Origin of the sequence: Ruminococcus sp. YE71, from assembly GCF_900119155.1 — a bacterium.
GTDB lineage: Bacteria > Bacillota > Clostridia > Oscillospirales > Ruminococcaceae > YE71.
Genome location: NZ_FPIR01000007.1, coordinates 88,953 through 115,660, shown reverse-complemented (window position 1 = coordinate 115,660; position 26,708 = coordinate 88,953). Strand labels below are relative to the sequence as shown.

Here is a 26,708-nt window from a genome sequence, read left to right as displayed (position 1 = left end):
ATCATTCCTCCAGTCTGAATGTAAGATGTATCTGTATCTGATATACGCCCCTGTCGCCGTCCTCATCGAGTGCAAGGAGCATTCCGTTGTCGGCGGATATGCTTTCGGGATACATACCGTCCGGCAGCTCGGGAAAGCTGCCCGAACTGTTCTGTCGGCTTATCCAAAAGGTGAACGTCTCGGTGAATGCCGAAGCGTTAAGCCTGCTCAGGTCATCCGCGGTGTATTCTCTTGATTGCAAGACTGCATTGTATTGCCATGTCTCGTTGCCGAGTATATCCTCACCGAGCTTGACAAGTCCCGAAGTCATGACCGCATAGCTTGCAGGCTCGTCATCCGTTCTGTCGAAATGCAGTTCAAGAGCGTCAAGTTCGGGAAATCCGCCGATGTAGTTTTTCATCGATTCAAGTAAGCTATTTTGCTCCACAGATTCGTTTCACTCCTCTCAGTATGCCGGGCAGATGATCTCGCTTCATGCGCTCGAACCACAGCCTCCCGCGTAATCCGCCTTTGGCTGTGCCTTCGTTTCCTCTGCCTCGGTTTTCGTAGTAGTTCTTCCGTGCATACGGTGTGTCCCAGTGTACCATGCCGCTGCCCTTGACAGTCGCCCAATCCTGCGATTCTTTCAGCGGTCCTTTATCGAATGGAATGTATTTATCACAGCATCGTGTAACTTCCGAATCGACAAACATCTGAGCCTTGCCGCCCTTGCCAAGATTTCGCTTTGCAAGAATAACATTCTCCGGCGCGACATGAAGTCTGACCTTGATGTGGCTGTCGCTCATTTTGCCGTCACCTCCGTGTGCCTCATGTGCTCCGAGCCGTAGGGCTTCGGAGAGACTGTGCTGACCTTCAGCGGCTTATGTGCTTTCAGCAGATCAGACGAGCTGGCGAAGGCTCCGTTGTACTCTCCGAGCTTGACGTAATCTCCCTTAGCGACAACAGCTCCGAGCGGCAGATGAACAAGAGCGGTATCGACGTTGGTCGTACCGCTCTTGCTTATGTTCTCTGCTTCGGTGTCCTGCCACCAGCAGGGGTAGTGCGTCGGCGTGTATCCGTCATTTGTCTTGTGCCATACGGTGGCTTTTCCGTTGTACAGCATCAGCACCACCCCGTTGTCGGAAAGTAAATGGCTGCCGCTTCAAGCAGCTGATCTGTCAGACTCTTGCCCTGATCTGCCTTGGATGCGTATGTTACACTGTAGTCTCCGACCTTTTCAGAGGATATGTTCTCTGTGTTCGTTGTCGCAGAATAGTACACCTCAGCACAGGCGCAGACCGCTTTGTTCAGCGTTGTCTCATCTACACTCGAAGTATCGAGATTCGCCGTCAGGAAGTCGTCAGCACGCGCCGAGACATAATCGAAAACGTCCTGCGGTATCTTTGTGCCGCAGAACGTATCAGTGTAGAATTCGTAGCTTGTCAATACGGCACCGCCTCGTCCATAGTCTGTCTCAGCAGTGCGGTCAGCTCTGATTTCTTGATATTTGCCGGATATTCGATGCCTGCTGTATCAGCAAGCGCTTTCAGCTCATCGAGCTTCATCTTGTCAATATCGAATAGATCGCCGGCGTTTTTGCCTGTATCATCAAGTAAAAGACCGACAGTTCTCATGTGAACACCCCCTTATGCCTTGTGGTGCAGATAGATGCCCTTGACCTTGTTATCGTAAACATCGGTAAGACCATAGGCGCGGAAGAAGAACATCCAGCCGTCAGACTTCTGATTCTCCTCGGGGGCGACCACCTTGTTTACTGTATGCTTCTGGTACTGAAGGACAGCCTGCTTATGGATTATCATGAAGTTGATATCCTTTCCAGCTGATGCCTTTGAGTATCCGCCAGCCTCTTCGCCCGAGGTCGTGCCGTCGGCAAGGTCGATGGCGGTGTAGAAACGCGACTGAGGAACGCGGACAATGCCGGCAAAACCATCAAGAACTGCCTTGGATTTTGTGAGATCCACGGAATTTGCAAGATTGAACAGAGTCGGAGTGATAAAAAGGAAGCGCTCCTCAAAAGGAACCTCGTCTTCATCCAGCTGCGTCTGAGCAGCTACAAGAGCAGCCAGGGTACTGTCACCGGTCGAAAGAGTTGCTCCCGAAGTGACCTTGCTGATACCGGACGTGCCTGCATATGTCGCAAAGCGGAAAGCATCAAGCTCAGGAACGGTCTTTGTACGGATGAACTCGGACGCAAGCCTGCCGAACGAAACGCCTGCTGTCTCCTCGTTGTCCATAGCATCAACAGTGAACTGTCTGCCTCTGTCATAGTTGTACTGTACCGTCTCGTTGGTGAGCGTTACGTCGCCCGCAACATATCCCGTGCTGCGGCTATAGTCAGCAAGACCGTCCATGCTCATTTTCGGGATGACGATCTCGTTGGCGTTTGCGCCTGCTCTCACGAGCGTGCTGTCGCTGTCGAGCACCGAGGTGCGGGCGCTCTGCTTGTACACTTCATCGAGCAGGTCGATGTATTTCTTGAATTTAGTAATAGAATTAGACATTACTTATTACCTCCCTCCGCGGTCAGACCCATGACAGCTCTGACCTGTGCGTCTGTTATGTCTTCTGCTGCCGTTCCGTGACGGAAACCGGTGTCGATGCGTGCGCCGCTGTCAGCTGTATCCTCGTCGAACAAGAACGCCTTGTCGGCTCTGAGCTTGTCGAGCTGTTCGGTAAGTCCTGTGAGCTTGCCGTCATCGCCGAGCTTTAAGGTCTCGCAATCGAGCTGTGACTTGACGATCTCCACATCTCTTGCCTTAGCTCCCACGAGCGCCAGTTCGAGTGCCTTGTCCACCTTGAGCGCTGCAACATCGGCGTTGTACTTGGTCTCCCAGTCCTTAGCTGCCTGCTTCAAGCCCTCGATGTCTTCGCCGTCGAACTTCTTGACCTGCTCTGTCAGATCGCCGATGCTCTTCTGCGCAGTTTCGAGCTGAGCGGTGAGGTCAGCGACCTTGCCCTGCTCAGCTTCCATCTCTGCGGTGTGCAGGCCGAGCGCCTGCTTTGCCTGCTCCTCGGGTATGCCGAGGTCGGTCAGCTGTTTGAGTTCCATGCTATCAGTCCTCCTTAAAATGCTGTTTGGGTATAATTAAAACGCCCCTTAAAGAGCGTCCTAACTGTCTGTGGTGTGCTTCACTCTGTCGTGAAGTTCTGCGGTCTTGGCGTTGTTCCAGCGGTCTGTCGTGCCGACAAGGTAGCCCGTGATGCGGCGGATCCTCTGGAACGGCACAGCGTCGCGAGTAAGCGTCAGCTCCACCGAGCCTTCATCGATGAGTTCAATATCAAGAGTACCGTCCTTTACTTCGGGATATCTCTTGCTCATGAAGTCAATGTACGCCTGAGCCTCGTTGTCGGACATATCCGACGGGTGTCTGCCTAAGTTAATCATGGTATCAGCTCCTTTCAGTCACCTTGCTGCTATCCGGCAATTCTTTGAGCGCTTGATATTGAGCGGAGATATGCTCATGATAACATATCCATCCTTGCAGTAGCAGCTGTTGTCGAGGATATAGTCAATAATAACGAATATGCAGCAGCCAGTATAAACGCCGAGCTTGCATTCATTCAGGGCGAGTATGTCTCCGACACGAAAGTCTTTGTCCTTCTTCCTTACTTCAAACCTTTTGTCTCCTCTGACTATTTACTCAAAGTACTCGTGCTCGATCTTTAGTGCGTGCGTCATGTGTTCAGCTCCTTTCGGGTAAAATTAAAAGCCCCCGTTAGATGGGAGCTTTAATTACTAAATGTAATTACTATTCTATCACATATGTCTCCAAGAGGCTTACCATTTACAAGGAACTCAGATACGAGCTGTTCCCCTGTCTTGAAATACTCATGGCGGTCTTTTTTCTGAGTTTCTGTTATCTGTTCTCCTATGAATATACCCTCATCAGTCCATGTGAGAATTGTATAGTGTTTATCCTCACAATCGAACATTATGTCTCCACTGGTGTCAATCAGTTCGATCAGTTCCTTCTTCGTCAAAATAGTTCACCCCTCTCTGAATGATATCTCGATTCATTTCCAACTCGTGATCAGTAATTTTTCTGTGTGTTCCATGTGGATTTCGCTTAGAATAATCAAAAATATGTTTATGTGCTCCAGTAGGATGCTGACTTGGTTGATTATGATCCGTAGTATCAAAATCAACAATGGCTTTTCCATCATACCCAAATATTCGTCTCTGCATAACCTTGCCGTCTTCGATCAAGTCTACAATACTTCCGGGTGTTCCCTTTATTGATAGACTCTTATGATTCGGATCAAGCGTTGAAATATCTACAATCTGTCTATTCTTGAGCATTTTAGCATATTCTTCACTATCTATTGTACCATTTATTACAGATTTGTCAAGCTGTTTTGCCAAATATTTTTTATTCCCATGCACCGCCTTCTGTGAAACGCTCCGTCCAAAGCCCACAACTCTTGTCCGGTCATTCCTCTGAAACAGGTCGTTAGCCTTACAGTACTCCGCAAGCCGCTGTTCCTGTCGTTTGAGTGTCGCTGCCTTTCGGTCAAAGTCGCTTTGGAGCTTCGCCTTCAGCTGCTCATCATCGGTGCTCTGTATCGAGCTGTCGAGCGCAGCAAGCCCTCGCTTGCTCTTTCGTATCGCACGCTCAATTGCTCGCTGCTTCTGTTCGGCGTTGTACTGCTTTTCGTTTTCCTTGGGGTCAACGGGCAGGTTCGCACGCTCGGAAAGTCCCTCGAAGAACGGAAAGAAGTCATGTCGGCAGTTCCAACCCTTCAAGCCATCGCCCCTGCCGTAGCCTGTCGCCGCTCTGAGCGAGGGATATTTCTTGCTCTTTCCCGAAATGCTATATACCTTGCCCTGCCATTCGGCATGAGAGGGACGTGCGCCCATGTGGGACGTTACCTCGACGAGATCAGTTCCCATTTCGGCGGCGAGATCAAGCTGCATCTGACCTGTGGTCTGTCCGATACCTGTTATTACAGCACGCCTGACCGCTACGTCCGCCCAGTCCGTCCGTCCGCTCGGATACGTCACCGACTGTATGCCTTTGTCGGCAAGCTCCCTGACTGCGCTGTATATCGCCTCTTGCGGCGAGAATGCACCGGAAAGCACCTGCAAGTATGCCTTGTCCATCAGGTGCGTGACCGTCTTTCGGCTGGACTGTACAGTGCTTCTGGTGAAGTTTTCAAACATTCCGTTAGCGTTTTTTATACCGGCTTTCAGCACATTTGAGAATGCAACAGAACGGAAGAACGATTCGGCGTCTTTTCCGAACTGTCTGTAGATCGACGCGTCATTCGATATCGCTTGCTTGCAAGCGTCGGTGTATATCGAACGTATCTCGCGATGGGATAGCTTTGTATAGCGTTTGAGCAGCTTGTTGACCTCGTCTGTCGAAAGCCTAAGCTGCTGTGCCTTGTAAAGCTGCCATTCAGCTGACGGCGTGAGGTAGTTCGCTTTGGTCAGTTTTTCAGCTATACTCCTTATAATGTCAGTTTGCAGTTCGTTGATAAGATCCACAAGCGGATCTGGCAGTCGGCTCAAGGTCTGAGGCGAGAGCATTACTCATCACCGCCCTCATAATTGAACCCCATAAGCTCGTCGTCGGTCATCGTGCTGTCAAGAGTTTTCTGCGCAGTCGCCTGGTCTTCGCCGTACCACTTCACTCTATACTCCCACGGAAGCATCAATCCTGCGTTAACATCCTCACGATCCCGGGCTCTTTCGGCGTTTTCATCGATGAGAGGGCTCTGGTCAAACATTATTTTTATTTCCGCATCTGATTTCACGGACGGATCTATGTAGTTGTGTCCGATATACAGCAGCGTTTTTACAATCGTTGTCAGAAAGCCCTCCACCTTGATGAAATGCTTGTGAGCGTTCTGGATCAGATCCTGCTTGTCCCCTGTGTACTGGGTTGCGGTGACTATGCTGCCGTTGTTGAACTGGTAGTGCTTCGTCCCGAAGCCTACCTTAAACGACAAGTAGTCGAGCTGAGCCTGCACGCCCTTTTCGTTTGCCTCGACCCTCAGATCGGGGTTGTGCTCCTGAACGAGTTGCTTTTCGTCTCCGAGCGATGTGCCTATTGTGTAGAAAAGCTGCTGGTTCACGTCGTCGGGCGTGATCATCTCGCCGCCGTCCATCTCCGCAAGCAGGCTTTTGTTGATGAACACCTTTTTTTGTCCAAGGTAGAAATCGCTGTTGAAGTTGTTATATCCGTGTATTAGGATCGGCAAGCAGCTTTCCGCTTTCGGAGTAACGGGCGTTTCTGAGACCGATAACGATCGCAGCCGTTCCGCTGTACATCATTCGCTCCATCAGGTCATTTGCCTGCTCCCAGAAGTTGTTTGCTCCCAGCACTCCGCTGGTTTGTTCCTTGCCTTGCAGCCATTCGCTCGAATGAACGTCAGATACAGATATTTCACTGTCACAGAAAACGATTCGTCACCACCTATCATTTATATCATCAATATTTGAGTATGCAATCAGGCTGGATATGTTGAACACAAACCCTTGCAGCAAGGTGACAATACCCAAGCTCGATGCTAAGGGCAAGGTTTACACTAAACCTGAAAAGCAAATCTACACCAAAGAGCAGGCTCGTGACTTCATGAAAATGATCGCAGACGCACCCATGAAATATAAGGTGTTCTTCACGCTGGCGATATACACGGGTTGCAGGCGAGGAGAGCTGCTCGGCATCGAGTGGAAGAATGTAGATCTCGACAACGGCACAATGATGATCGACCACACATCAAACTACACCGCCGAAAAAGGCATATATGCTGACGTGACCAAAACTGAGAAATCCACAAGAATCGTTGACCTGCCGCCTGCTGTATGTGATCTGCTCCGAGTCTACAAACATGACCAAGACGCATATAAAATGAATCTCGGCAACAAGTGGCAGGAGCACGACCGCCTGTTCACGAAATGGGACGGTCAGCCCATGCACCCGAACACGCCTTACACTTGGCTCATGCGAGAGTGTCAACGCCGAGACTTCCCGTTCTATGGTGTACACACATTCCGACACTTCGTAGCTTCCGCGGAAATCGAAGCCGGAGTTGACCCGACGACCGTTGCGGCAATGTTAGGTCATAGCACGCCAGTTACAACTTTATCTACCTACTCGCACATCTTCGCCGAGAGCAGACGAAAGGCAAGCACAGCCGTCGCCGACCTGCTTGAAAGCAAGGACGATAAGGCAACAGGATAACAAGCAGCCGACAGATCACTCCCGACCTGTCGGCTGAATACTTGATATTAGTTAGTAGTAATTTGATAAAGTCCACAATAAAGTCCAAAGGCGATTTTTAGGCACAAAAAAGGCTCGCAAACAACGTGTTTACGAGCTTTTCGATTGGTGCGGCAAATGGGACTTGAATCGAGCAAATGGGTTTTTGTAACTTTTTACCAGCCACGTAAACGCCCGATTTTACAGCGTTTTAGAGCAAGTTAAGTGAAACAGCTTGACGTAAGTTTCAGCCACTTTTCTGGGCAATAAGTCCCAAATAAGTCCCAAAGTTATGGGCGTGTTCCGTTATTATATGAGCCGGTTTTCAAGCGAAGACCGGCTCTGTTTTTAATCGTCTTTCCCGGGTCTGATCTGCTCAGGCAGTACGCCGATTATTCTTTTTATCGTTCCGGCGGTTTTGTACGCTTCACCGAGAGAAGACTTGTTATATTTATAGACCGTTCCCGATGAGACTTCAACAAGATACGAAGTATAAAACTCTTCCCAGCTCAGATACTTGCAGCTGTCGGCGTACTTGTATGTTTCGTCGATGATATCTTCCGGCACGTTTATAATTCCTGCCTTTAGAATCAGATATTCAAATGATTCCGGTGCGTACAGAGTGCAGTCTTTTTTACTCTGTTTCAGATATCTTGATACCTTGCCCATTTCGGGACCGAAAGCGGCACCGTCAACGATAACAAGCACCTACCCGATGCACGCTTTGCGAATCTTGTCATACACGTTGCTCTTGCCGCCTGCTGTTTCGCAAGGGCAGTCAAAGATCTGTTCAAAGCACTGATGCCCGGAGTTTGAATCCTCGGTTATGACCATATCGGGCTTTATCGGTCTGACCGTATCGGTGTTATACAGCTTGTACGTCTCGTTATAGACTTTCCTGAACACCTGATACTTCGAGGTATCCGTCCGCAGACCGTAAATCTCCTCGATGCTATACGGAAGCTGACTCAGATCGTCTCTTGTTACTATCACGAAATAGTTATCCGAGCCCCGCACACATTCCGCAAATTCCTTCGATTTTATAAACCCGGCTGTCTCGTCAATGAAGATGATAGTCCCGTGCAAGGCATTCAGTCTGAGCTTCCAGTCAATATTCGTCAGAACCGTGCATCTGACCTCCGACCTGACCGTCACTCCCGAAGACATCCCGTTTTGCTCATAGTCTCCGATAAGGCGAATAAGCTCGGTCTTGCCCGTCGCGCTGTTGCCTTGAAGAATTGTGATATTGCGTTTGACAGTAAGAAAATAATGGACGCGGTTATTATAGATCTCGATCTCGTACTTACCGATCATTCTGCCGCCCCCTTATATCAACCCATTGTCGAGAACAGCTTCCGCAAGTTCTTTGCTGTTGTGGACGACCTTGCCGAGATTGCTTATCTCTATCTCGAACGGTTCTTCGCCAAAATCCATCAGATACCCCAAACGTATCGGGAGATCTTTACCCTGCTTTTGCAGTTCATCCGCAATATGCAGTATCCACTTGGCGCAGTTGTCTCCGCAGGCAGAAGCGTTGAACATATGCGACTGATCCTTGCTCATAAGTATCAGCGTCTTGACACCGCCCGAAAGACGTTCAGTAGGTATCGAGCCGAGAAACGGACTGTCGATCACTCGCGGACCGATAACCTCCGAGCCGTCGATATCCTTTATCATCTGCACGGAAAGCGGTTCGGTTATCCAGTCATCTTCGTATGTGTTGTTGAAAAACGCATCGGGATTGAAAATATAATTATCGGCAGTCGGCTCGCCGTAATATATCTTTAGCATTCGGGTGTCCTCCTCGGCATTGAAACGGAATGTGTGTAGCTGAATATTATTATATCACATCTTCATTTGGATTTCAAGTGTTGGCGGACAGTATCCGCTTTTGTTTTCTGCGGTTTCAGCAATGCGGCTTCCTTAAATTCTCACGAGATCGGGGATATTATTATCTTACTGTTCATTTTCGCATACTTTCATAGAGGGATCATTATCACATATTTATTGAATCAGTTTTTTATCCTGCTCAGAAATAAATCCTTGCAAAATACTGTCATTCCATTCTCTTATTACATTATTTTCCAAGATATACTGCAATCCCCTGAATTTGGACGAGTAACTATATATTTGCTTGGCATTGAGTGGAAGAATGTCAACCTCGATGACAGAACGCTCATGATCGACCACACATCAAATTACACCGCCGAGAAAGGAATTTATGCAGACGTAACCAAGACTGAGAAATCAACTCGTCTTGTTGACCTGCCGCCTGCTGTCTGTGATCTGCTCAAAGCTTATAAGCACGATCAGGACAGCTACTAAATAAATCTCGGTGACAAGTGGCAGGAAAACGACCGCCTGTTCACGAAGTGGGATGGTCAGCCAATGCATCCAAATACGCCCTACATATGGCTCATGCGAGAGTGTCGGCGGCGAGATTTTCAGTTCTATGTGTACACACCTTCCGGCACTTCGTAGCATCAGCCGAAATCGAAGCCGGTGTTGACTCGATGACTGTTGCGGTGATGTTAGGACATAGCACGCCAATAACGACTTTAATATACAGATAAGACCGACTGCTTTTAAGCTATAACCTGAAAGAAACATATTTTGGTTAGTAAGCGAATATTAGACGAATAGGATGATTAGTGCAAGTGAAACCACCACAACAAATTGATGATTTACTGCTTTTTTATAATCTCCACTGTCTTTTATGACTTTTGTAATCCACAAATTTCGAAAATAATTTAGTAAAGTGTAAATATAGATCAACCGTTTTACTAACTCGTTATCTAACAAAAAATAAAGCAGAACTAAAATCAAAAATGATATAAAAAACAAGTTTTGTATTGAATCTTTCTTTTTTAGAATAACATAATCTTCGGTAAACAGTATAGTTTGGATAATAATAACCACGATAATCCATTTCATATCCATTAATCTAACTCCCAAAACTCAACAACATCTTGTGCGCTTTTGTTGGGTGTGACTATAACATGAGCTCTATCATTTAAAATATCAATATCATCTGAGTATTTATTTATATAGTTATAGTTACTTGTAATCCAGGGATCCCAATAATTATTTAAACAATTACCATTGCGTTGTTTTGTTAATACAATATTCAAATTTCCATCATAGCACGCATTTTTAAAGTCGAGCGCGTCAAAGAAATCAGAAACACCCTTTGCGGAAGATATGAGAAAATATACAGTAGCTCCATCAACTGCTACTGCAACTAATATTGTTTTAGTTGCTGGTTCGGGGTCAACTATTGCAGCTTCTATTACAGTTTCTAATGCACTTCCTGTCGCAGCCGAAACAACTGTTAATACAGCATCCACGACAGTTTTAGAATTATTATCTAATTCTAAGCTCTTCATGATAGCGGCAGTCTGATCTTCAATACTCGCTTCATTATTAATAATTACTGCATTCTTCGATGATAATTTTACAGCTTCAAGCAATGTATCGCTTGGAATAAACATTTTTTTACACATATAAAACTCTTGTTTTCCACCATACGGCGCATAAACCCAGTTATCCTGCGAAATAGTGATCTGAAAATCTTCATAATTATAAATGCCTAAGTAGTTGCTGACTTCAATCTTATATTCTACCCCTTCTTTCAAAGAAAAAGTATAGTGAGCAATATGATTATCAGCATCAAATTCTACTTTTGATGGCTCCATATATGCTGAAGTGGGATTAGGGTTAATAATGCTTCCATCGGGCATATATTTAACATGCAAAATCACATCATCTTCTTTATTCACTTTTGTAACATCGATAACATAATCACTGTCACGGTTAGGTGTTATCACGAATTCTCCATCAGGAAAACCATCATGATAACGATTGAACGTGTATGCATTTTTGAATTTGTCGCCTCCATCGACCGGTATCCTTACAAGGTCACCATTAAGATCCTTTAATCTATTAGATTCATCTTCATTAGATATTGAATCTGTAGAAAATAACTCAGAATCATCTAATAGATTATCATAAAGAGTTACAAGGTCATACTTGGGTTTGTTTTTCCATCTTTCATCATTAACCGTAACTTCTTTTGTTTTTCCCTCTGCATCCGGATAGTCTTTATACCATACGCCATTAACTTTTGCAACTACAGCCATTTTATACTTACCATTAGGTATATTACTATATGTAACGGAAGTCGTTTCCTTGCTGTAAGTTTTTGCTACTTTCCATTTTTGACCATCGTATTCGCCTAACTCATTTGGCGTCGTGTATGCAACTGCGTAAGCCGTAGCGCCATTGACCTTAGTCCATTTGACCATGATCTTATCATCTTTGCTTTTAACATCAATATCAGGACGTAATTTATCCAGGAAATCTTTAGGACTTACTGTAATAGCGTTCGCAAAATTGCCTTCGTACCACTCGTTATTAAACCTTGGAATAACTGCGATCTTGTGATCCATGTTATATTCAAGATTATACAATCTGCATATATATTTATGATCTTTCTCTTTATATGAGTATGATACTATTTTTTCTACCCAACCATTTTCTTCAAATTCACAAATGCGGTATGATTGAGCATCGGCAACAGGGTCCCAACTGATGTCAACATAACTTTCACCGCGTGCATCAGCACTGATCTTCGGAAGAGTTTTATTGATCTGTCTGTTTGAAGACGGAACCACTTTTATATTACTGTTTAAAAAAGTTACAGTTCTTTCTGTTTTAGGGTCGGTTACCGGTTTTCCGTCTGCATTATTACAATCTCCTTGTAATTTAAATTCATAATAAACTGGTTTACCGATAGCAGCATTATCTTTAATTTTAAAATAAACTTTTCCGATAACTCCATCACCATTGTAATTTCCACTTTCTGAGTATTTCCACTCAATTGGAAATACACCGCACTGACAAGCTGAATAATTATTCTCCCAGCCTTCTCCCCATCCTCCTTTTACATTGGAAAAAACAGAATTATATGGCGCTTCAAATTTGTAAATTTCAAAAACACTTGGATCATATAGCAATTGTAGATTGATTGATGCTATTGGGGTTTCATAAGAGCTATCAAATCGAATATTAAAATAACCTTCTTCACCTGCACGCATTTCAGATATATTATTAAATCTAAAACACGGATAAGTAGATCCATACACAGAAGTGTCTTCTTCAAACATACTGAACCTGGAACCCACATTAGCTGCTGAATTATAACCATTCGCAGCACTCGCCTGAAGGGCAGCAATGCTTGTTATCGTTAACGTCATTGCGGTTATAAATGCAACATTTTTCTTTGATCTTTTCATTATTGATCATTCCTTTCTTTTGTTATTCTGCTTTACAAAAAGCTAAGCATTTATCATGATATGACCATTTTCTAAAATATAGAAAAACAGTACTTCACAATATTATCACAATTCTGTCATTTTGTCAAGATGTCAATCATAGAAATTTACATATTATTTATATATATCTTCATTATTCTTTCAAAATGCACTATGATAACCAAAAGCATCTATCAAGTTTACCAGTCTGCGAAATACCCTAAAATCTTCTGCTTACGAATATAGGGTGTGTAAAATCGAGAATGCTTCGGAATTCAATATTTAAGGCGAAAAACAAGGGTATTCTGTCAAAGCCGGCATCGCCTTCGGCTGTCCGCTTAGGCGGTCTGCCGAAGGCTTGCAGGCTCGGGGAGAATCCCGGCCCCCCTCTCAATTTTGCAACGTATCCTGCTCATGGACACTTGCGAATCGACAAAATATCGGCGAGGGATATTCAGAAATTCATCAACTCGCTAGCCAAAAGTCATGCACAAATATAGCATTTGACAGCCAGCCGAGCATATTCCGATTGTTCAACCCTACAAGCTATAATGTTCCGCATTTACTTTTGCAATGCGTTTTCTGAATTCTCTTTTTGAAGTGAACGATTTTGAGTACACCATAAATGATTCACAAATATCTGAACCTCTTGCCACCGAGCTGTTATATGTTTCTCCAAACTTTTCAGCCAAGGTTGGATTTTTGCCATTCCCAAGCCTTACCTAGTGGAGGGATATTTTCATTGTGATATCGCTAAAAGACAAAGCTAAATATGACACCCCAATTATTGCATGGCTGGCTATTCCACGCTAATATTGAACCCAAAAACCGGCAGTCCCCGTAGGAACTGCCGGTAATTCAATGCCGATAACACTATCTGATAACGACCTTAACAGCCCTTTTAGCGAGATCAGTCGTATCGACTTTTCCGTTCACATAGGCGCCTACCACAAGGTAATAAGTTCCCTTCGGGGCGTTCTTGCAGGTAAATGATGTAGATTTAGCATCGACTATCTTTGCGACCTTCCAGGTCTTGCCGTTGGTCGTGTAGCCGATCACATACTTCTGTGCGTCCGGAACAGCCGTCCAGTTCAGTCTGAACTGATCATGTTTTGCGTTGTAATCGACCGATGTCACCTTAAGCACAGAGCCGGTAAAATGAATTGCGGCATTAAGTATGCACTCATTTTTTTCACCAAATCCGACAGCGTCCCACTGTTCCTTCGTGCCGCCGAAGTATACGTCACTCAGGCTCGTGCAGCTGTAAAACGCATACTCGCTGATGGCAATGATACTGCCCGGTATGGTTATTTTTGTAAGGCTGCCGCAGCTGCTGAACGCACTGGACCCGATGTCTGTGACCCCGTTCGGAAGGGTCACATCTGTAAGACTGCTGCAGCCTGAAAAAGCACGGGTGCTTATCTTAGTAACGCCGTCAGGAATATTTATACCGGTAAGGTTTTCGCAATTATAAAACGCACATTCACCGATTTCGGTCACACTGTCCGGCAGGATGATCTCTTTAATATTCTTGCAATAATCAAACGCATACTCGCTGATGCTTGTAACACCATCCGGTATGGTAACGCTTGTTTTTCCGCAGGGACAGCATATCAATGCAGTCTTATCTTTGTTGTATAACACTCCGTCATCAGAAGAATAATTCTTGTTATTCTCTCCGACCGTAATGCTGTTCAGCTTATCGCAGTATTCAAAAACACAGCTCTCTACATTTGTAACGCTGTCGGGAATGGTTATATCCGTAAGGCTTGTGCAGCTTGAAAACGCTGCTGCTTCAATGCCTGTTACGCTTCCGGGTATCGTTATATCTGTCAGGCTTTTGCAATCCGAAAATGTCAGGAATCTGATCGTGTCGATACCATCCGGCAGCTCCATATTTTTTAAGTTTGAGCAAGAGCTGAATGCCGCGCTGCCAATATAGCTGACACTATCCGGCAGGGTCAAGTCTGTGAAATTTTCACAGTAACCAAATGCACCGTCGCCAATGTAGGTAACGCTATCCGGTATGGTTATGTTGGCAAGGCTTTCGCAGAATCTGAACGCACTGTCGTTAATGCTTGTAACCCCGTCCGGGATGGTTATATCGGTAAGACTACGACACCCTGAAAAAGTATTTTCGCGGATCTCCGTAACGCCGTCAGGAATGTTTATGCCGGTAAGACTTTCGCAATCGTAAAAGGCATATTTGCCAATGTCGGTCACACTGTCAGGCAGAGTTATTTCTTTCAGGCTCCCGCATATGGCAAATGCCTTCGCGCTGATGCTTGTAACACCATCCGGTACGGAAACGCCTGTTTTACCGCCCGGACAGCATATCAGTTCGGTTTTCTCCTTGTTGAAGAGCACTCCGTCAGATGACGAATAATTGCTGTTATTCTCGCCGACCGTAATGCTTTCCAGTTTTTTGCAGTATCCAAAAGCACGACTGCCTATACTTGTAACACTGTCCGGAATGGTTATATCAGTAACGCTTTCACATCCGAGAAATGCATCGTCACCTATGCTTATTACATTACCGGATATGGTTATAGACTTTGCACCTCTGCACCAGGAAAATGCTTTTATGCCAATGTCCGTAACACTGTCGGGAATGGTTATGTTTGTAAGGCTTTCGCAGCTATAAAACGCACTTTCACCAATGCTTGTAACAGTATCAGGTATAGTGACAGATACAAGATTTTCGCAGTTGAAAAATGCTTCATAGCCAATGGTCGTAACACTGTCAGGTATGGTCAGTCTTGTTTTCGTGATGGGACAGCATATCAGTTCGGTTTTATTGTTATGTGACAAGTAAAACCCGAAAACCGCAACAACCCGAAATATCCCGAACAAATCATTCACAACCCTCAAAAAGCTTGTAATACCGCCGTTTTAGAGGTGCAATAAGCTGCAACGAGTGAAACGGCGGATAAATAATGGTGTCAAAAAATCAGCCCCTGAAACGGCAGTTTAGAACCGTTTCAGGGGCTTTTAAATTTCATGCGTTTTAGTGCGTTCAAACGTTCAAATAACTGTTTTAACACCTCGCAAACGCTGTAAAATCAATAGCTTTGGCTGTTTTAGAGTTTGAACAGCAGGCTTGAAATATCAGCTTTTGAATTGTCAGAAAACAGCAAATACTTAATGGCAATATGGCAACTAAATTTGAGTTTAATGGCAACCAGTTGCCATTAAACAAAATCATCGTCTTCAAGCACTCCGATAACGAGTCCTCGGCAATAGATTTCGCCGTATTCATCCAGTTTAATATTTTTATATTTCGGGTTGTGAGAGATAAGACAGTCGCCGCCGAATTCCTTGACATAACCCTCTCCATTAAGAATGAAAATGCCGACCTCGCCTGGCTCTACCGTTGGCTGTGAACGGATCAGCAGAGTATCGCCGTCATGGAAGTCCGGCTCCATGCTGTCTCCAGAGACACGAAGCGCAAAGTTTGCCTCGTGGGTCAGATTGGTTTCCAGCACTCTTATCATTTCACGCTCACAATTGTCGAGGTAAACGCCTGTGCCAGCACTAACCGGTAGCGAGTAGGTTTCTATAAAAATAGTCTTTTTGGGTTCTTTGTAAGGTGTTTTAAAGGCTCCTGAAAGTATCTTAGCTTCGCCTCGAAGAAAAGCCTTATCAGTATCAATCATTTTATTATAATATGCAAGTAATTCCAGCTCATCATCTGATAGATTTTCAGAAGGTGAGCTGCTTTGTTTTCCATAGACCAAATAATCAATAGAAACACCAAAGTATTCAGCTATTTCAATAAGATATTTTCGGTAGGATTTACTCTTACCAGCCTTCCAATCAGTATAAGCTGATTTTTGTAATTTTAAATAGTCTGTCAATTCTTGCTGTTCTTTATCCCCCAAAAGTTCCGTTATTCTGTTTAAAATGTCCAATCTGACCAACTCCTTTTAGTCTAAATTTAACGAAAATCGGAGAAAATCCTACCAGGGTATTGACAGTAGGAAATTTTCCTGCTAAACTATATTTTAGTGGACACACTGGGCGCAGTTATCCCGTAGTCCACTAAGGAAATTATATCACAAAACAAGTGTAACGTCAATAAAAAAATAACTTGTGTTACACTGTAGTACAGAAGGCAAATGGAAGAAGGTGAAATATATTGAAGGTTATTATCGAAGTCGAACCTAAAGAAGTAGCCGACCTCATAATGCAGTTACAAGGTCGGCAAGAGCATAACTCCGGCGATTATGAAGATGATTTAATGAAACATTATCTTTCGACATCGCTGGATCTACGGAAGATAAGACCCAGAGGTTATCGGCATCAGTCTTCTGAATCTTCTGAATCATCAAAGTTATAATGTTCTAAAAAACCATCTCTTAAAACTGTGCTTTCCATATCCCCATCTCCAATCTCTATTCCTGATTCTAAAAGAACTTCTCGAAGTTGATTGTGATACTCCATTATAGAACCCATGATCATAGCTGCGATTATTTCCTTTGCATATTCGGTTTGAAGAATATATGGAAATCTAAGAGATTTATATTTTTCGATGGAGAACGATCCATCAAATTTAGCTTTCTCTGCCACTATGCCGGCGCAAGCTAACCCATTTGTAAGAACATCGTTATATGAGATCTGCATTTTCTTTCACCTCCTCCCTACATAATTATACCATAAGACTGTACGCAGGTAAAGAGATGAGATCGGTTAATTTTGAAAAAAGGAGGTCAAATATCATGCCAACCAACAACATCACCTGTGCAAATCAAATACAGCCCGACCCTATAAAGCGCAAGCTCATCGCGGACCTCGGTTCTGTCATGCGCAACGCAGGTCTGCCTATCCGCAACGTAAGCTACGGCATCGTGGAAGACGAGGAATGCTACACCATCCGCATGATCTCAGGAGCTGTACACAGGATATGCGTGACCGAGGACGACCCCGTTTCGGCAGCCGCAAGAGTCCTCGGATATATGCACGATAAGTAGGAGGTAAGATTATGGACGTTATCGGAGGAATGACCGACACCGCCAAGCAGAAGGTTCTCGAAGCCTTCAACGAAATGAAAAATACACAGTACCGGACTATCGAAGATGCTGTCGAGGAATACGGAGCAGCATATGTTTTCGACTGCTGGCTAAGACACGAAGGCATCATCGGTTACACAAGACAGTCGATAACGTCTATGCATTTTGCCACGAACTGAAAAGCACAAGGGACAAGATTCACCTCGCAAGCGCTTCGACACTTGGAAATGCCAAGCTGATTCTTGGCGCCTGCAATGGCTTTGGGATAGAAAACTATTTTCGGGGTCAGTGCCGCTGGGGAAAGTACAAGGGCAAGCCTACTCTGATTAAGCTCGCATGGGCTGACAACGAGGCACAGGCAATAATCAACGGCATGAGAACGGCAGTGCGCAACGCGAGGCTGTTCGTTAAGGTCGTTGACTGCTACAAAGCGCCGATAAAAGACAGGATAGATACTCTGCAAATGCTCATGGCTCAGGGGCGTTTTCATGTGATGAAAAACTGTACAAATGTAACAGCGAGCTTATCTGAGCAGGTATGGGACTCGAAGATCGAGGACGAGGATGTTCGTCTCGACGACGGCACCTGCGATATAGACACGGCAGACGCGCTGGAATATAGTTTCTCCAAATTCATTAAGGTTCTGCTGGCATCGGGAGGTGATGAAGATGAATAGCTTTGTGATCGAATGGCTTAACAAGCGGTATCGCTGTTCGATATCCGACGGATATTACAACACTATCGACGTATGGAAGGACTGGTGGAGAGGCTTTCACGAGCCGTTCCATAAAGTCAAGGTTTTTGATGGAAAGAAGCTTCGCAGCCGTGATATGTATACCATGAAGATGGCAAAAAAGGTCTGTGAAGACTGGGCAAGCCTGTTGATCAACGATAAGACTGGTTTTCCGTTTCTCATGTTCGCACCGGGTTTCGCAAGCGAGTTGATGAACTTCTGAATATCCCTTGCCGATATTTTGTCGATTCGGAGATGTCCAAGTGCCGGATACACTCTATCTGTGATTTTCTTCTCACGTTCGAGTGTGGTGCTGCGGTGGTTGAATTCTGCGTATTCTTCAAACCACTGCTCGGCGAACTTCTGAAACTTTATGTTCGCAGTCACCTGACCGTTTGCACATTCTTCCTCGAACAGGACTGCCTGACGTTGAAGCTCTTTCTTGATTTGATTGGCGGTCATACCCTCCGGCGGCACCCAAGTTTTGAACTGAACCATCTGTTTGCCGTGAACATCGTAGCCGCTGTAAACTCTTATTCGGTAGGCAGTCACCTCGCCTTTCTTGTTCTTGCGTTTTTCAATGTAAGCCATAAAATCCCTCCTTTATAAATTCCGCCTGTCGGCAACCCAACAATACCACAAGACGTATGGGCATTCCAGTCGGCAGGCGGATTGTTAAGTTTTGCAACACATTTTTCTACTGAACCACCAACTCGCCGTTCAGATATTTGTATAGAATATCTTTGTTTATGAGGTACTTCTTCCCAGCCTTGAAGCAGTGCAGTTCGCCCGACTTGCACAGCTCGCGCACACGGTACTCGGTGAGACCGTCCACCAGCGCTGCGGCTTCCTTGATTGTCAGCATTGTTATTTTCGTTTCTGCCATTCTATAATCACTCTCCTGTTTCTTTCAATTGTTGCTATTATTCTGTTCATTGATTTTGTGAGATAATTCAGCACTGACTCTATGAAAAAATCTTGAAATATCGCCGTTTCAGGCACGTTTCTGTAATTTTGACACCGTCAAAAATAACAGTTTCAGAAAATGACACCAATTTCGGATTGCCCAAAAGCCCCGTAAAATGCGGTCGGCTTTGAAAGTCCGTTGCTCGACCATCAGGTCATGCACAGCGAACGCAAAAATGTCCGGCGGCGTGTCCTTGTGCTCGTCAGCAAGCACCCACCGAGCGCCTTGCCTTGTGAGCGACAGCTCCTGATCTTCGATGTCGCGACCGGTGCAGTGAAGCACAGCCTGCCCCGAAGCTCTCTTAGACTTCAACAGCACAAACAGTCCGTCAACACAGCCGTTCAGCCCTGTGCTGCCTGAGATCATATTGAACGGGTCGCTGTCCGCAGCTTTGCGTAGGTGGTGGACGAGTACGATGCTGATACCGAGCTGCTCGGCAAGTGCTTTCAGCGGGAGCAGCTCGGCGTAATCACTGCCGTAGCTCGAATCCAATTCGTTACGCACCATCTGTAGCGTGTCGATGACAACCAGCAGAAGGTCGTCATGTTCCGATTTGAACTTGGCGATTTGATCTTCCAGACCACAGCCGATCGTGTCAGCCTTCAGCGAGAAGAACAGTTTGTCCGACGGCTCATCAGTGAGCTCGTACAGCCTGTTCTGGATCCGCTGATAGCTGTCCTCCAAACAGAAATACAACGCCGAGCCTTGACGTGTGCTGCTGTCGAGAAACTTTTCTCCCTTTGCAACGGCAAGGCACAACTCCAACGCCAGCCATGACTTCCCGACCTTCGGTGAGCCGGCGAGAATGAACAGTCCCTGTGCCAGTAAGCCCTCGACCGTGAACATAATCGGCTTGTACAGTGTTGTCATGATCTCCTCGCAGGATTTGGTGATGAGTTCTTTCAATGATTCTCTCCTTTCGGTTGATATGTAGCAGTGTCGTTTTGTAAGTTTTCTCATATGTATAGGGGAAGAAGTCGAGATTTTGACAACCTTTTTTCTAAGAGTATTTAGATATTTCTCCATTCTGCACAACCGAAGCTGTAAGGGATTGTATAATTTGCCTTTCTAACATAGAGGGAATGTGAGAGGCATTTTGAGGGGGCTATTTTAAATTGATTCTCTATTTTGCATAGATTTGTTTTATCTGATTTAGTCGATTTCACAAAAAAACACCCACATTGCTGTGAGTGCTTCTGATTATTCTATGTGAAATTATACCTTACTTATGTTGCAAAATGAGAGGGGATCCGGGGTTCTCCCCGAGCCAGCAAGCGTTCGGCAGACCGCCCAAGTGGACAACCGAATGCGATGCTGGCTTTTACAGAAAACCCTCGACAATAGACTTGAATATGGAATGTCGGAATATCCTATATTTTATGCTCTTAACGCTTGTTAAAGGTAAGAGTGATGCGGCTACGGAGATACCGTTATGCTTCCCGAGGATTATGCCGTGAACGAGGATATCAAAAATATCATTGCCGAGCAGATAGCCTCTCTAAGCCCCGAGCATAAGGAGACACTTTTCCTTTTCTACTACAGGAATAAGAGCTTAGCCGAGATAGCAGAGCTTGCAGGTATAAATCAGAACGCTGGCGTGCTATGACCTAACATTGCCGCGACGGTCGTCGGGTCGATTCCGGCTTCGATCTCGGCGGAGGCTACGAAGTGTCGGAACGTGTGTATCCCATAGAATGGGAAGTCTCGCCGTTTGCACTCTCGCATGAGCCAAGTGTAAGGCGTGTTCGGGTGCATGGGCTGACCGTCCCATTTCGTGAACAGGCGGTCATGCTCCTGCCACTTGTCGCCGAGATTCATTTTATATGCGTCTTGGTCATGTTTGTAGACTCGGAGCAGATCACAGACAGCAGGCGGCAGGTCAACAAGACGAGTTGATTTTTCCGTCTTGGTTACGTCTGCATAAATTCCTTTCTCGGCGGTGTAATTTGATGTGTGGTCGATCATGAACAGTCCGTCAACACAACCGTTAAGTCCGGTGCTGCCGGAGATCATATTGAACGGGTCGCTGTCCGTTGCTTTGCGAAGGTGATGGACGAGTACGATGCTGATGTTGAGTTGCTCGGCGAGAGCTTTCAGCGGAAGTAGCTCTGCATAGTCGCTGCCGTAACTCGAATCCAATTCGTTACGCACCATTTGCAAGGTGTCAATGACAATGAGACAAAGGTCACTATGTTCCAATTTGAACTTAGTGATCTGTTCTTCAAGACCGTTGCCGATAGTGTCAGCCTTCAGCGAGAAGAACAGCTTGTCCGATGGTTCGTCGGTCAGTTCGTACAGCCTGTTCTGGATCCGCTGATAGCTGTCCTCCAGACAGAAATACAAAGCCGAGCCTTGCTGTGTAGTGCGGTCAAGGAGTTTTTCTCCTTTCGCAATAGATAAGCACAGCTCCAACGCCAGCCACGACTTCCCGACCTTTGGCGAGCCGGCGAGGATGAACAGCCCTTGCGTCAGCAAACCTTCGACTGCGAACACGGTCGGTTGGTAGAGCGTCGTCATGATCTCCTCGCATGACTTTGTGATGAGTTCTTTCATTTTAACAACTCCTTTCGGTTGATATGTAAAGTATCGCTCTGGATATTTTCTCACTTGTATAGGGGAAGAAGTCGAGGTTTTTACAACCTTTTTTCTAAGAGAGTTTTTTTATTTCTCTGTTTTGCACAGATTTGTCTCATGCTATTTAGTCGGTTTCACAACAAAAAGCACCCACATTATTGCGAGTGCTTCTGATTATTCTTTGTGATATTACCTTAGTTACGTTGCAAAATTGAAAGGGGGTCCGGGGTTCTCCCCGAGCCTGCAAGCGTTCAGCAGACCGCACAAGCGGACAGCCGAATGCGATGCTGGCTTTTACAGAAAACCTCCTTTTTTGCCCTGAATATGTACAGTCGAAATAGGTATGATTCTCATTATGGCAAATAAAAGATCATCCCGAAAATTGGAGAATGGTTAAAGACAAATCACAAGATGATTCATCATTCACAATCCGCAGTTCTGCTGTCCCGTCAAATTTGTTCATCTTTACAAATTCAAGATCACTATGTATCATTTCGCAGCTTTTTGAGGATTTATTATGGAGATTTTTTCAAAAAACGGAGAGATACATAATGAAAGAAAATAAACTTGTGAAAAAAGTTCCGGAGCTCTGGTTCTGCCTGATACCGTTAGGTTTCACGATGCTTCTGATCTTATATTTGTTTCGTGAAAACGGTATGTACCCGTTCGGTGAGGGCAGCGTTTCATGGTGTGATATGTCACAGCAGAGCGTGCCGCTTTTTGCAGACCTGAAAGATGTGCTTTCGGGCAGGGAAAGTCTGTTCCTGAACATGAAAAACGCAGGTGGAATGAATTTTTGGGGCGTGTTCTGCTTCTTTTTGTCAAGTCCTCTGAATCTGTTGGTGGGACTTGTCAGCAAGAGCCGCATACCGCAGTTTATGAACATACTCGTCATGCTGAAGCTGTCATTCTGCTCGATGAATGCCTGCCTGTACTTTCACTTGTGCCACAAACGGCTGTCCAAAGCGGAATGTGCTGTTCTGGGCGTTATGTACGGTCTGTGCGGCTACGGACTTATGTACTATCAGAATCAGATGTGGCTCGATGTGATGTACCTGTTTCCGCTGCTTATGATCTCGGTAGAAGTGTTGTTTTCAAAGGGTAAAAACCTTCCATATGTCGTGCTGCTTTCCATGACGCTTTTCTGCAATTTTTATCTCAGCTACATGGTCGCGGTGTATGTGCTGGTCTTTGTCGGCGGTTATATCATTTTTATCAGAGAACAAAAGCCTACGCCCGAAAGCTGTGCGAAGCTGATAAGCGGCACGGTGTTCTCGTTTGTGATAACGGCATTCGTATGGCTGCCGAGCTATATCGAAACAAAACAGTCGATACGCTTAAAATCAGCGGTCGAAACTATCAGCGAGACACACTTTCTCTCGAACTACGAAACAGCCATACCGCTCATATACTGCACTGCGTTCATGTTTGCGGCGGTGGGACTGAACGTTTTCATGAATAAGGTGCAAACCGAACAGGAGCGTTTCTCGCTGTACTTATTTTTCATGACACTGCTGCCTGTTTTCTTCGAGCCGATAAACCTGACATGGCACACGGGCAACTATATGTCATTCGTGACACGCTACGGCTTTGCAACCATTTTTTCGGGACTGCGTTGCTGTGCGGTCTATCTCGAACGTGATGCCGATGAGATAGCGGCTGTCAGCAAAAAGCCGAATAACACAGCATTTTTTCTTGCAGTACTCGGGATAATGGGTATCGTGTATTCTTATATCACGCTCAACGAACGATATATAACGAACCATTGGAACGAGCTTACCCATTATACTTCTGCGATATACGGTGATAAAAACTCTCTCGACAAGATGTCTGCACTGTTCGTGTTCGGGGTGATATGCTATATGGCGGTGTATCTGGTGTACAAGCTAAAGCTGCTCGACAGAAGTATGTTTGCGATAGTGCTTGCAATTCTTGTGACCTTTGAATCCTACGGAAATACCAAGCTCTACATAGCTTCGGCTTATGAGAAAAATACTCAGCGAAGCAATGATTTCATCACGCTTATGGAACTTAGCGAACAGATACCTCATGATGACAGCTTTTACCGAACCATGACTGATGGCAAGATAACCGACTATAACACCATCGGGGCGATGGGGCTGAACACTCTCGGTCATTATACCTCGCTGACCGACAAGGAATTTATGTATCAGCAGAAGCGGCTCGGTTATACAAGCGTGTGGGTCGAAACGGGAACAGGCGGCGGTACTGTGCTGGTCGACGCACTTTACGGTGTGAGATACAAGATTTACCGTGGTGATGCCAACGATAATACGATCGCACAGAACGGTGTTTTCAGGATAGATGAGAACAGCACTTATCTCTCGCCGGCGGTGGTCGTCGGCAGAGATGTTCTCGGTAAGGCAGAGCTTCCCGAAAACACTTCAAGAGCAGTGATACAGCAGTATCTTTCAAATGCGGTGTTCGGAGTTGATACAGTCACGGAATATGAGCCGCAGGATACCCGCAATTGTATGCTGACACCCGAAAGAGCGAGCGTCAGCAGCGGCACGGAACTGTTTTACATAATTCAGGTCAGGGGCAGACAGACGCTTTATGCCGACTGCTTCGGGAATTTCTCCAACAATCTGTCAGAGAATTATTTTGACGGTCTGACCGTCACGGTAAACGGAAATATGCTGCGTGACAACTACCCGACCAAGACCGACAACGGTTTTCTCTTGCTGGGTACGTTTGAGAACGAACAGGTCGAAATAAAGCTGAAAGCTAAAAAGAACCTTGATGTGACCTCGTTCGGCGTATTCGGGATAGATGCCGAAAAGCTCGAAGAAGCGGTCAGCCGTACTAGGTCAGTTGATATGACCTATAAGCGAGGCGTTCTTAAAGGTACAGTTACATCTGACGGCGAAAACGCCTGTCTGCTGACCGTGCCATACAGCAGCGGCTTCACGGTAAGGGTCAACGGCAAGAGGGTGGAGTACAAGCGTGTACTTTCCGACTTCATCGCCTTTGAGCTGAACAGCGGAGAAAATGACATAAGAATCAGCTACCTGCCACCTGCATTTTTGCCGTCTGTGTGTCTGTCTGTTTTCGGTCTTATCGGAGCGGTCGTGTACTTTATTCTTATGAAAAAGAAAGCCGTCAGACTGAATGATAAGCTGATAAAGCTCTCTGATATAACTGTCAGGATAACAGCAGCGGCGGCTGTGTGGTCGCTGTATATCTATCCCGTTTTGCTGAATTTCGGGTATGTTGCCGAAAAATAAATAAGAAAAACAAGCCGTGATACAGACCTGAGCAGTATCACGGCTTTGTGTGCTATTGAAAATAGTAGTTGGTTTTAACGAGTGACAGACCACATTCATCGTAAAGCGAGTGCGGCATACTGAAATTGAAATAATAGCCGTCCTCTGCCCAATGGATATTTGCGGTCTTTTCGCCCAGCGTTCCGTACCAGCCGTCATGTCCTTCTATGGGTGAAAGCTCAAATGCTATTGCAGCGTTTTTCAGATACTCCTCGCCATCGGTACAGATGCCCCACCTGAAATGACAGCCCGAACCGTTACCGAGATCGTATTCAATATCAACGAATGACCATGCGTATCTGACATATTTAACTGTTCCCAAGCCACCCGTATATCCCGAATAGAACGTGAAATAATCGGGGTGAGCCGCCTGAGTTTCATGCCCGAATATGCCCTTCATGCTTTTACTGTTTCTGCCCTGTAAAAAATACTCAGCCATTTCATCAATAGTTGAATACTCATTCCATTCATCGACATATTCTTCACTGACCGAATCATCTGTGCTGTCTGTTTCGTTGTCGGGGATGCTGTCAGAAACAATGCTGTCTGACTTAGATGAACTGATGTCGGTATGGGAGGTAATTGACGATGTGTCCGGACTGCTGACAGATGAAGTTTCCTGGTCGGTCGGTTTATCTGACTGAGTATCGTTATCAGGAACCTCCGTAGTGGTTATTATGATTGTACCGCTGCTGTTTCCGTTGCTGTCCGTGTGGGATGCTGAACTTACCGCAGAACTGTTATCTGCTTTTGCTGCTGATGATGAAGTTGCTGTTCTGAAACCCTCAGATGACCCGTCATCGGGTATCGCACTCGTATCTTCGGGGACTTGGTCGGATGACGCACTTTCGACACCGCTGACCGCTGCTTCTTCCTTAGCCTTTTCTGTCACAAGACCAGCGGAAGTCACAGAATTGACGCTGTCCGAGTCATCAATGCCTATATTCTGAGTTCTCATTACCGAAAAGGCGATACCACAGCTGAGTGCCAGTATAACGGCTGCTGCCGCCGCTGCGATTACTTTCGGCTTCTGACTGACGGCGGCAGGTGCGGTATCACCACTCTTGGCACGGAGGATGAGTTCGTTTATCACGGTACGTTTCGGCTGAGTTTGTTCGTACATACTTGTGAATATCTCATTTTTCATAGCTATCACCTCCGAGTATGTCTTTCAGTTTGTTTCTTCCTCTTACCAGCTGCACCTGAACTGTGCCGTATCTGACCCCGAGGATACGGGCTATCTCCGCTATCGGCATACCCGTGAAATAGTGAAGATACAGCGGAACACGGTATTTTTTCGGCAGGGTGAGAAGTGCTTCAAAGAGCCGGTTTTCTTCGTCCGTGCGATATGTGAAGCGTTCCTCAGGCGGAGGAAGCTTTCGGCGTTTATGCCCCGAATTTGCCCTTTTACAGAAGTTGAGTGCGGTATTTATGAGCCATGCCTTGCGGTGTTCATCATCGGTGAATGTAGGGTCTTTCGAGTAGTACAGCAGGAACACATCCTGAAACACATCGTCCGCATCCGAAATGGTGCAAAGCTGAGTGAGTGCGATACCGTAGATCATATTTTTGTATCGTTCAATATCCGATTCAAACTGCTGTATGGTCATAAGCACACACC

34 protein-coding genes are annotated in these 26,708 nt (G+C 45.6%); 8 read left to right on the top strand and 26 right to left on the bottom strand.

Going from position 1 to position 26,708, the window contains the following annotated elements; translation table 11 throughout:
* Position 1 precedes the first annotated feature (1 nt).
* The 13 genes from BT142_RS08480 to BT142_RS19070 all read right to left on the bottom strand — a co-directional run bounded on the left by BT142_RS08480 (position 2) and on the right by BT142_RS19070 (position 6,328).
* Entirely contained in the window at positions 2-400 is a 399-nt protein-coding gene (locus BT142_RS08480) for a hypothetical protein (RefSeq protein ID WP_072417767.1), read from the bottom strand.
* A 13-nt stretch (positions 401-413) separates the two neighbouring features.
* Complete coding sequence (locus BT142_RS08475; protein WP_072417766.1) at positions 414-785, bottom strand: minor capsid protein; 372 nt, start codon at positions 783-785, stop codon at positions 414-416.
* The gene (locus tag BT142_RS08470; RefSeq protein ID WP_072417765.1) at positions 782-1,102 is read right to left on the bottom strand and encodes a DUF6751 family protein; all 321 of its coding nucleotides are present in this window, start codon (positions 1,100-1,102) and stop codon (positions 782-784) included. Before BT142_RS08470 ends, BT142_RS08475 begins: the two co-directional genes overlap by 4 nt.
* On the bottom strand, positions 1,102-1,425 hold the full coding sequence (locus tag BT142_RS08465; protein ID WP_072417764.1) for a head-tail connector protein: 324 nt from the start codon (positions 1,423-1,425) through the stop codon (positions 1,102-1,104). Before BT142_RS08465 ends, BT142_RS08470 begins: the two co-directional genes overlap by 1 nt.
* Complete coding sequence (locus tag BT142_RS08460; RefSeq protein WP_072417763.1) at positions 1,422-1,613, bottom strand: hypothetical protein; 192 nt, start codon at positions 1,611-1,613, stop codon at positions 1,422-1,424. Before BT142_RS08460 ends, BT142_RS08465 begins: the two co-directional genes overlap by 4 nt.
* Positions 1,614-1,625: 12 nt before the next feature.
* Entirely contained in the window at positions 1,626-2,501 is an 876-nt protein-coding gene (locus tag BT142_RS08455) for a hypothetical protein (protein ID WP_072417762.1), read from the bottom strand.
* Positions 2,501-3,049 carry a phage scaffolding protein gene (locus BT142_RS08450; protein WP_072417761.1) on the bottom strand — a complete coding sequence of 183 codons (549 nt, stop codon included), beginning with the start codon at positions 3,047-3,049 and terminating at the stop codon, positions 2,501-2,503. Before BT142_RS08450 ends, BT142_RS08455 begins: the two co-directional genes overlap by 1 nt.
* 60 nt (positions 3,050-3,109) lie before the next feature.
* Entirely contained in the window at positions 3,110-3,385 is a 276-nt protein-coding gene (gene nrdD, locus BT142_RS08445) for an anaerobic ribonucleoside-triphosphate reductase (RefSeq protein ID WP_072417760.1), read from the bottom strand.
* 18 nt (positions 3,386-3,403) lie between these two features.
* Positions 3,404-3,637, bottom strand: a complete 234-nt coding sequence (locus tag BT142_RS08440; RefSeq protein ID WP_207645640.1) for a DUF3850 domain-containing protein — start codon at positions 3,635-3,637, stop codon at positions 3,404-3,406.
* 92 nt (positions 3,638-3,729) lie between these two features.
* A complete protein-coding gene (locus BT142_RS08435) occupies positions 3,730-3,981 on the bottom strand; it encodes a hypothetical protein (RefSeq protein ID WP_072417759.1) in 252 nt (83 codons plus the stop codon).
* Positions 3,950-5,530: a phage minor capsid protein gene (locus tag BT142_RS08430; protein WP_072417758.1), complete on the bottom strand. Its 1,581-nt coding sequence runs from the start codon at positions 5,528-5,530 to the stop codon at positions 3,950-3,952. The genes BT142_RS08435 and BT142_RS08430 overlap by 32 nt, the downstream gene beginning before the upstream one ends.
* The gene (locus BT142_RS08425; RefSeq protein ID WP_072417757.1) at positions 5,530-6,204 is read right to left on the bottom strand and encodes a hypothetical protein; all 675 of its coding nucleotides are present in this window, start codon (positions 6,202-6,204) and stop codon (positions 5,530-5,532) included. Before BT142_RS08425 ends, BT142_RS08430 begins: the two co-directional genes overlap by 1 nt.
* On the bottom strand, positions 6,179-6,328 hold the full coding sequence (locus tag BT142_RS19070; protein ID WP_175444911.1) for a hypothetical protein: 150 nt from the start codon (positions 6,326-6,328) through the stop codon (positions 6,179-6,181). Before BT142_RS19070 ends, BT142_RS08425 begins: the two co-directional genes overlap by 26 nt.
* A gap of 136 nt (positions 6,329-6,464) precedes the next feature.
* On the opposite strand from BT142_RS19070, the gene BT142_RS08420 reads away from it, so the two are divergent.
* Positions 6,465-7,187: a site-specific integrase gene (locus tag BT142_RS08420; protein ID WP_242871948.1), complete on the top strand. Its 723-nt coding sequence runs from the start codon at positions 6,465-6,467 to the stop codon at positions 7,185-7,187.
* A 366-nt stretch (positions 7,188-7,553) separates the two neighbouring features.
* On the opposite strand, the gene BT142_RS18690 is transcribed toward BT142_RS08420, so the two are convergent.
* From BT142_RS18690 to BT142_RS08410, 3 genes are all read right to left on the bottom strand, one after another.
* Entirely contained in the window at positions 7,554-7,772 is a 219-nt protein-coding gene (locus BT142_RS18690) for a hypothetical protein (protein WP_139182201.1), read from the bottom strand.
* Between the two features lie 141 nt (positions 7,773-7,913).
* The gene (locus tag BT142_RS18435) at positions 7,914-8,519 is read right to left on the bottom strand and encodes a hypothetical protein (protein WP_084659399.1); all 606 of its coding nucleotides are present in this window, start codon (positions 8,517-8,519) and stop codon (positions 7,914-7,916) included.
* Between the two features lie 12 nt (positions 8,520-8,531).
* A complete protein-coding gene (locus BT142_RS08410; RefSeq protein ID WP_072417756.1) occupies positions 8,532-8,996 on the bottom strand; it encodes a DUF4869 domain-containing protein in 465 nt (154 codons plus the stop codon).
* Between the two features lie 339 nt (positions 8,997-9,335).
* Between BT142_RS08410 and BT142_RS19565 the strand changes: the two genes are divergently transcribed.
* Positions 9,336-9,530, top strand: a complete 195-nt coding sequence (locus BT142_RS19565) for a site-specific integrase (RefSeq protein ID WP_242871947.1) — start codon at positions 9,336-9,338, stop codon at positions 9,528-9,530.
* Between the two features lie 86 nt (positions 9,531-9,616).
* Positions 9,617-9,778, top strand: a complete 162-nt coding sequence (locus tag BT142_RS19560) for a tyrosine-type recombinase/integrase (RefSeq protein WP_242871952.1) — start codon at positions 9,617-9,619, stop codon at positions 9,776-9,778.
* A 366-nt stretch (positions 9,779-10,144) separates the two neighbouring features.
* On the opposite strand, the gene BT142_RS08395 is transcribed toward BT142_RS19560, so the two are convergent.
* From BT142_RS08395 to BT142_RS08380, 4 genes are all read right to left on the bottom strand, one after another.
* Entirely contained in the window at positions 10,145-12,499 is a 2,355-nt protein-coding gene (locus BT142_RS08395; RefSeq protein ID WP_072417754.1) for a hypothetical protein, read from the bottom strand.
* Positions 12,500-13,390: 891 nt separating this feature from the next.
* Positions 13,391-15,328, bottom strand: coding sequence for a leucine-rich repeat domain-containing protein (locus BT142_RS08390; protein WP_139182200.1), 1,938 nt, complete (start codon positions 15,326-15,328; stop codon positions 13,391-13,393).
* Between the two features lie 380 nt (positions 15,329-15,708).
* Entirely contained in the window at positions 15,709-16,428 is a 720-nt protein-coding gene (locus tag BT142_RS08385) for a S24 family peptidase (RefSeq protein WP_072417752.1), read from the bottom strand.
* Between the two features lie 391 nt (positions 16,429-16,819).
* Positions 16,820-17,140, bottom strand: coding sequence for a hypothetical protein (locus BT142_RS08380; RefSeq protein WP_072417751.1), 321 nt, complete (start codon positions 17,138-17,140; stop codon positions 16,820-16,822).
* 95 nt (positions 17,141-17,235) lie between these two features.
* On the opposite strand from BT142_RS08380, the gene BT142_RS08375 reads away from it, so the two are divergent.
* The 3 genes from BT142_RS08375 to BT142_RS08365 all read left to right on the top strand — a co-directional run bounded on the left by BT142_RS08375 (position 17,236) and on the right by BT142_RS08365 (position 18,202).
* Complete coding sequence (locus BT142_RS08375) at positions 17,236-17,487, top strand: hypothetical protein (RefSeq protein WP_072417750.1); 252 nt, start codon at positions 17,236-17,238, stop codon at positions 17,485-17,487.
* Between the two features lie 11 nt (positions 17,488-17,498).
* On the top strand, positions 17,499-17,705 hold the full coding sequence (locus BT142_RS08370) for a hypothetical protein (RefSeq protein WP_072417749.1): 207 nt from the start codon (positions 17,499-17,501) through the stop codon (positions 17,703-17,705).
* 194 nt (positions 17,706-17,899) lie between these two features.
* Complete coding sequence (locus BT142_RS08365) at positions 17,900-18,202, top strand: hypothetical protein (protein ID WP_072417748.1); 303 nt, start codon at positions 17,900-17,902, stop codon at positions 18,200-18,202.
* A 96-nt stretch (positions 18,203-18,298) separates the two neighbouring features.
* Here the strand turns inward: BT142_RS08365 and BT142_RS08360 are convergent, their stop codons facing one another.
* From BT142_RS08360 to BT142_RS08350, 3 genes are all read right to left on the bottom strand, one after another.
* Positions 18,299-18,850: a tyrosine-type recombinase/integrase gene (locus tag BT142_RS08360; protein WP_242871946.1), complete on the bottom strand. Its 552-nt coding sequence runs from the start codon at positions 18,848-18,850 to the stop codon at positions 18,299-18,301.
* 106 nt (positions 18,851-18,956) lie between these two features.
* Positions 18,957-19,145 carry a helix-turn-helix domain-containing protein gene (locus BT142_RS08355; RefSeq protein ID WP_072417747.1) on the bottom strand — a complete coding sequence of 63 codons (189 nt, stop codon included), beginning with the start codon at positions 19,143-19,145 and terminating at the stop codon, positions 18,957-18,959.
* A gap of 108 nt (positions 19,146-19,253) precedes the next feature.
* Positions 19,254-20,132 carry an AAA family ATPase gene (locus tag BT142_RS08350; protein WP_242871945.1) on the bottom strand — a complete coding sequence of 293 codons (879 nt, stop codon included), beginning with the start codon at positions 20,130-20,132 and terminating at the stop codon, positions 19,254-19,256.
* A 526-nt stretch (positions 20,133-20,658) separates the two neighbouring features.
* On the opposite strand from BT142_RS08350, the gene BT142_RS19065 reads away from it, so the two are divergent.
* Entirely contained in the window at positions 20,659-20,832 is a 174-nt protein-coding gene (locus BT142_RS19065) for a hypothetical protein (RefSeq protein WP_175444917.1), read from the top strand.
* Here BT142_RS19065 and BT142_RS19555 read toward each other — a convergent pair.
* A complete protein-coding gene (locus BT142_RS19555; RefSeq protein WP_092983123.1) occupies positions 20,811-21,779 on the bottom strand; it encodes an AAA family ATPase in 969 nt (322 codons plus the stop codon). The two genes, BT142_RS19065 and BT142_RS19555, sit on opposite strands and share 22 nt — an antisense overlap.
* Before the next feature lie 572 nt (positions 21,780-22,351).
* Between BT142_RS19555 and BT142_RS08335 the strand changes: the two genes are divergently transcribed.
* Positions 22,352-25,048, top strand: a complete 2,697-nt coding sequence (locus BT142_RS08335) for a YfhO family protein (protein WP_072417746.1) — start codon at positions 22,352-22,354, stop codon at positions 25,046-25,048.
* Between the two features lie 52 nt (positions 25,049-25,100).
* Here BT142_RS08335 and BT142_RS08330 read toward each other — a convergent pair whose 3' ends face one another.
* Together BT142_RS08330 and BT142_RS08325 are read right to left on the bottom strand one after the other, a co-directional pair.
* Positions 25,101-26,234 carry a hypothetical protein gene (locus BT142_RS08330; protein WP_072417745.1) on the bottom strand — a complete coding sequence of 378 codons (1,134 nt, stop codon included), beginning with the start codon at positions 26,232-26,234 and terminating at the stop codon, positions 25,101-25,103.
* The gene (locus tag BT142_RS08325) at positions 26,224-26,697 is read right to left on the bottom strand and encodes an RNA polymerase sigma factor (protein ID WP_072417744.1); all 474 of its coding nucleotides are present in this window, start codon (positions 26,695-26,697) and stop codon (positions 26,224-26,226) included. Before BT142_RS08325 ends, BT142_RS08330 begins: the two co-directional genes overlap by 11 nt.
* Positions 26,698-26,708 lie beyond the last annotated feature (11 nt).

Excerpts from the sequence above, each read along its gene's own strand:
- BT142_RS08480 (WP_072417767.1), bottom strand. The coding sequence starts at position 400 with ATGAAAAACTACATCGGCGGATTTCCCGAACTTGACGCTCTTGAACTG.
- BT142_RS08475 (WP_072417766.1), bottom strand. The coding sequence starts at position 785 with ATGAGCGACAGCCACATCAAGGTCAGACTTCATGTCGCGCCGGAGAAT.
- BT142_RS08470 (WP_072417765.1), bottom strand. The coding sequence starts at position 1,102 with ATGCTGTACAACGGAAAAGCCACCGTATGGCACAAGACAAATGACGGA.
- BT142_RS08460 (WP_072417763.1), bottom strand. The coding sequence starts at position 1,613 with ATGAGAACTGTCGGTCTTTTACTTGATGATACAGGCAAAAACGCCGGC.
- BT142_RS08455 (WP_072417762.1), bottom strand. The coding sequence starts at position 2,501 with ATGTCTAATTCTATTACTAAATTCAAGAAATACATCGACCTGCTCGAT.
- BT142_RS08450 (WP_072417761.1), bottom strand. The coding sequence starts at position 3,049 with ATGGAACTCAAACAGCTGACCGACCTCGGCATACCCGAGGAGCAGGCA.
- nrdD (WP_072417760.1), bottom strand. The coding sequence starts at position 3,385 with ATGATTAACTTAGGCAGACACCCGTCGGATATGTCCGACAACGAGGCT.
- BT142_RS08430 (WP_072417758.1), bottom strand. The coding sequence starts at position 5,530 with ATGCTCTCGCCTCAGACCTTGAGCCGACTGCCAGATCCGCTTGTGGAT.
- BT142_RS08420 (WP_242871948.1), top strand. The coding sequence starts at position 6,465 with ATGTTGAACACAAACCCTTGCAGCAAGGTGACAATACCCAAGCTCGAT.
- BT142_RS18435 (WP_084659399.1), bottom strand. The coding sequence starts at position 8,519 with ATGATCGGTAAGTACGAGATCGAGATCTATAATAACCGCGTCCATTAT.
- BT142_RS08410 (WP_072417756.1), bottom strand. The coding sequence starts at position 8,996 with ATGCTAAAGATATATTACGGCGAGCCGACTGCCGATAATTATATTTTC.
- BT142_RS19560 (WP_242871952.1), top strand. The coding sequence starts at position 9,617 with ATGGCTCATGCGAGAGTGTCGGCGGCGAGATTTTCAGTTCTATGTGTA.
- BT142_RS08395 (WP_072417754.1), bottom strand. The coding sequence starts at position 12,499 with ATGAAAAGATCAAAGAAAAATGTTGCATTTATAACCGCAATGACGTTA.
- BT142_RS08380 (WP_072417751.1), bottom strand. The coding sequence starts at position 17,140 with ATGCAGATCTCATATAACGATGTTCTTACAAATGGGTTAGCTTGCGCC.
- BT142_RS08375 (WP_072417750.1), top strand. The coding sequence starts at position 17,236 with ATGCCAACCAACAACATCACCTGTGCAAATCAAATACAGCCCGACCCT.
- BT142_RS08370 (WP_072417749.1), top strand. The coding sequence starts at position 17,499 with ATGGACGTTATCGGAGGAATGACCGACACCGCCAAGCAGAAGGTTCTC.
- BT142_RS08365 (WP_072417748.1), top strand. The coding sequence starts at position 17,900 with ATGAGAACGGCAGTGCGCAACGCGAGGCTGTTCGTTAAGGTCGTTGAC.
- BT142_RS08360 (WP_242871946.1), bottom strand. The coding sequence starts at position 18,850 with ATGGCTTACATTGAAAAACGCAAGAACAAGAAAGGCGAGGTGACTGCC.
- BT142_RS08355 (WP_072417747.1), bottom strand. The coding sequence starts at position 19,145 with ATGGCAGAAACGAAAATAACAATGCTGACAATCAAGGAAGCCGCAGCG.
- BT142_RS19065 (WP_175444917.1), top strand. The coding sequence starts at position 20,659 with ATGCTTCCCGAGGATTATGCCGTGAACGAGGATATCAAAAATATCATT.
- BT142_RS19555 (WP_092983123.1), bottom strand. The coding sequence starts at position 21,779 with ATGAAAGAACTCATCACAAAGTCATGCGAGGAGATCATGACGACGCTC.
- BT142_RS08335 (WP_072417746.1), top strand. The coding sequence starts at position 22,352 with ATGAAAGAAAATAAACTTGTGAAAAAAGTTCCGGAGCTCTGGTTCTGC.
- BT142_RS08330 (WP_072417745.1), bottom strand. The coding sequence starts at position 26,234 with ATGAAAAATGAGATATTCACAAGTATGTACGAACAAACTCAGCCGAAA.
- BT142_RS08325 (WP_072417744.1), bottom strand. The coding sequence starts at position 26,697 with ATGACCATACAGCAGTTTGAATCGGATATTGAACGATACAAAAATATG.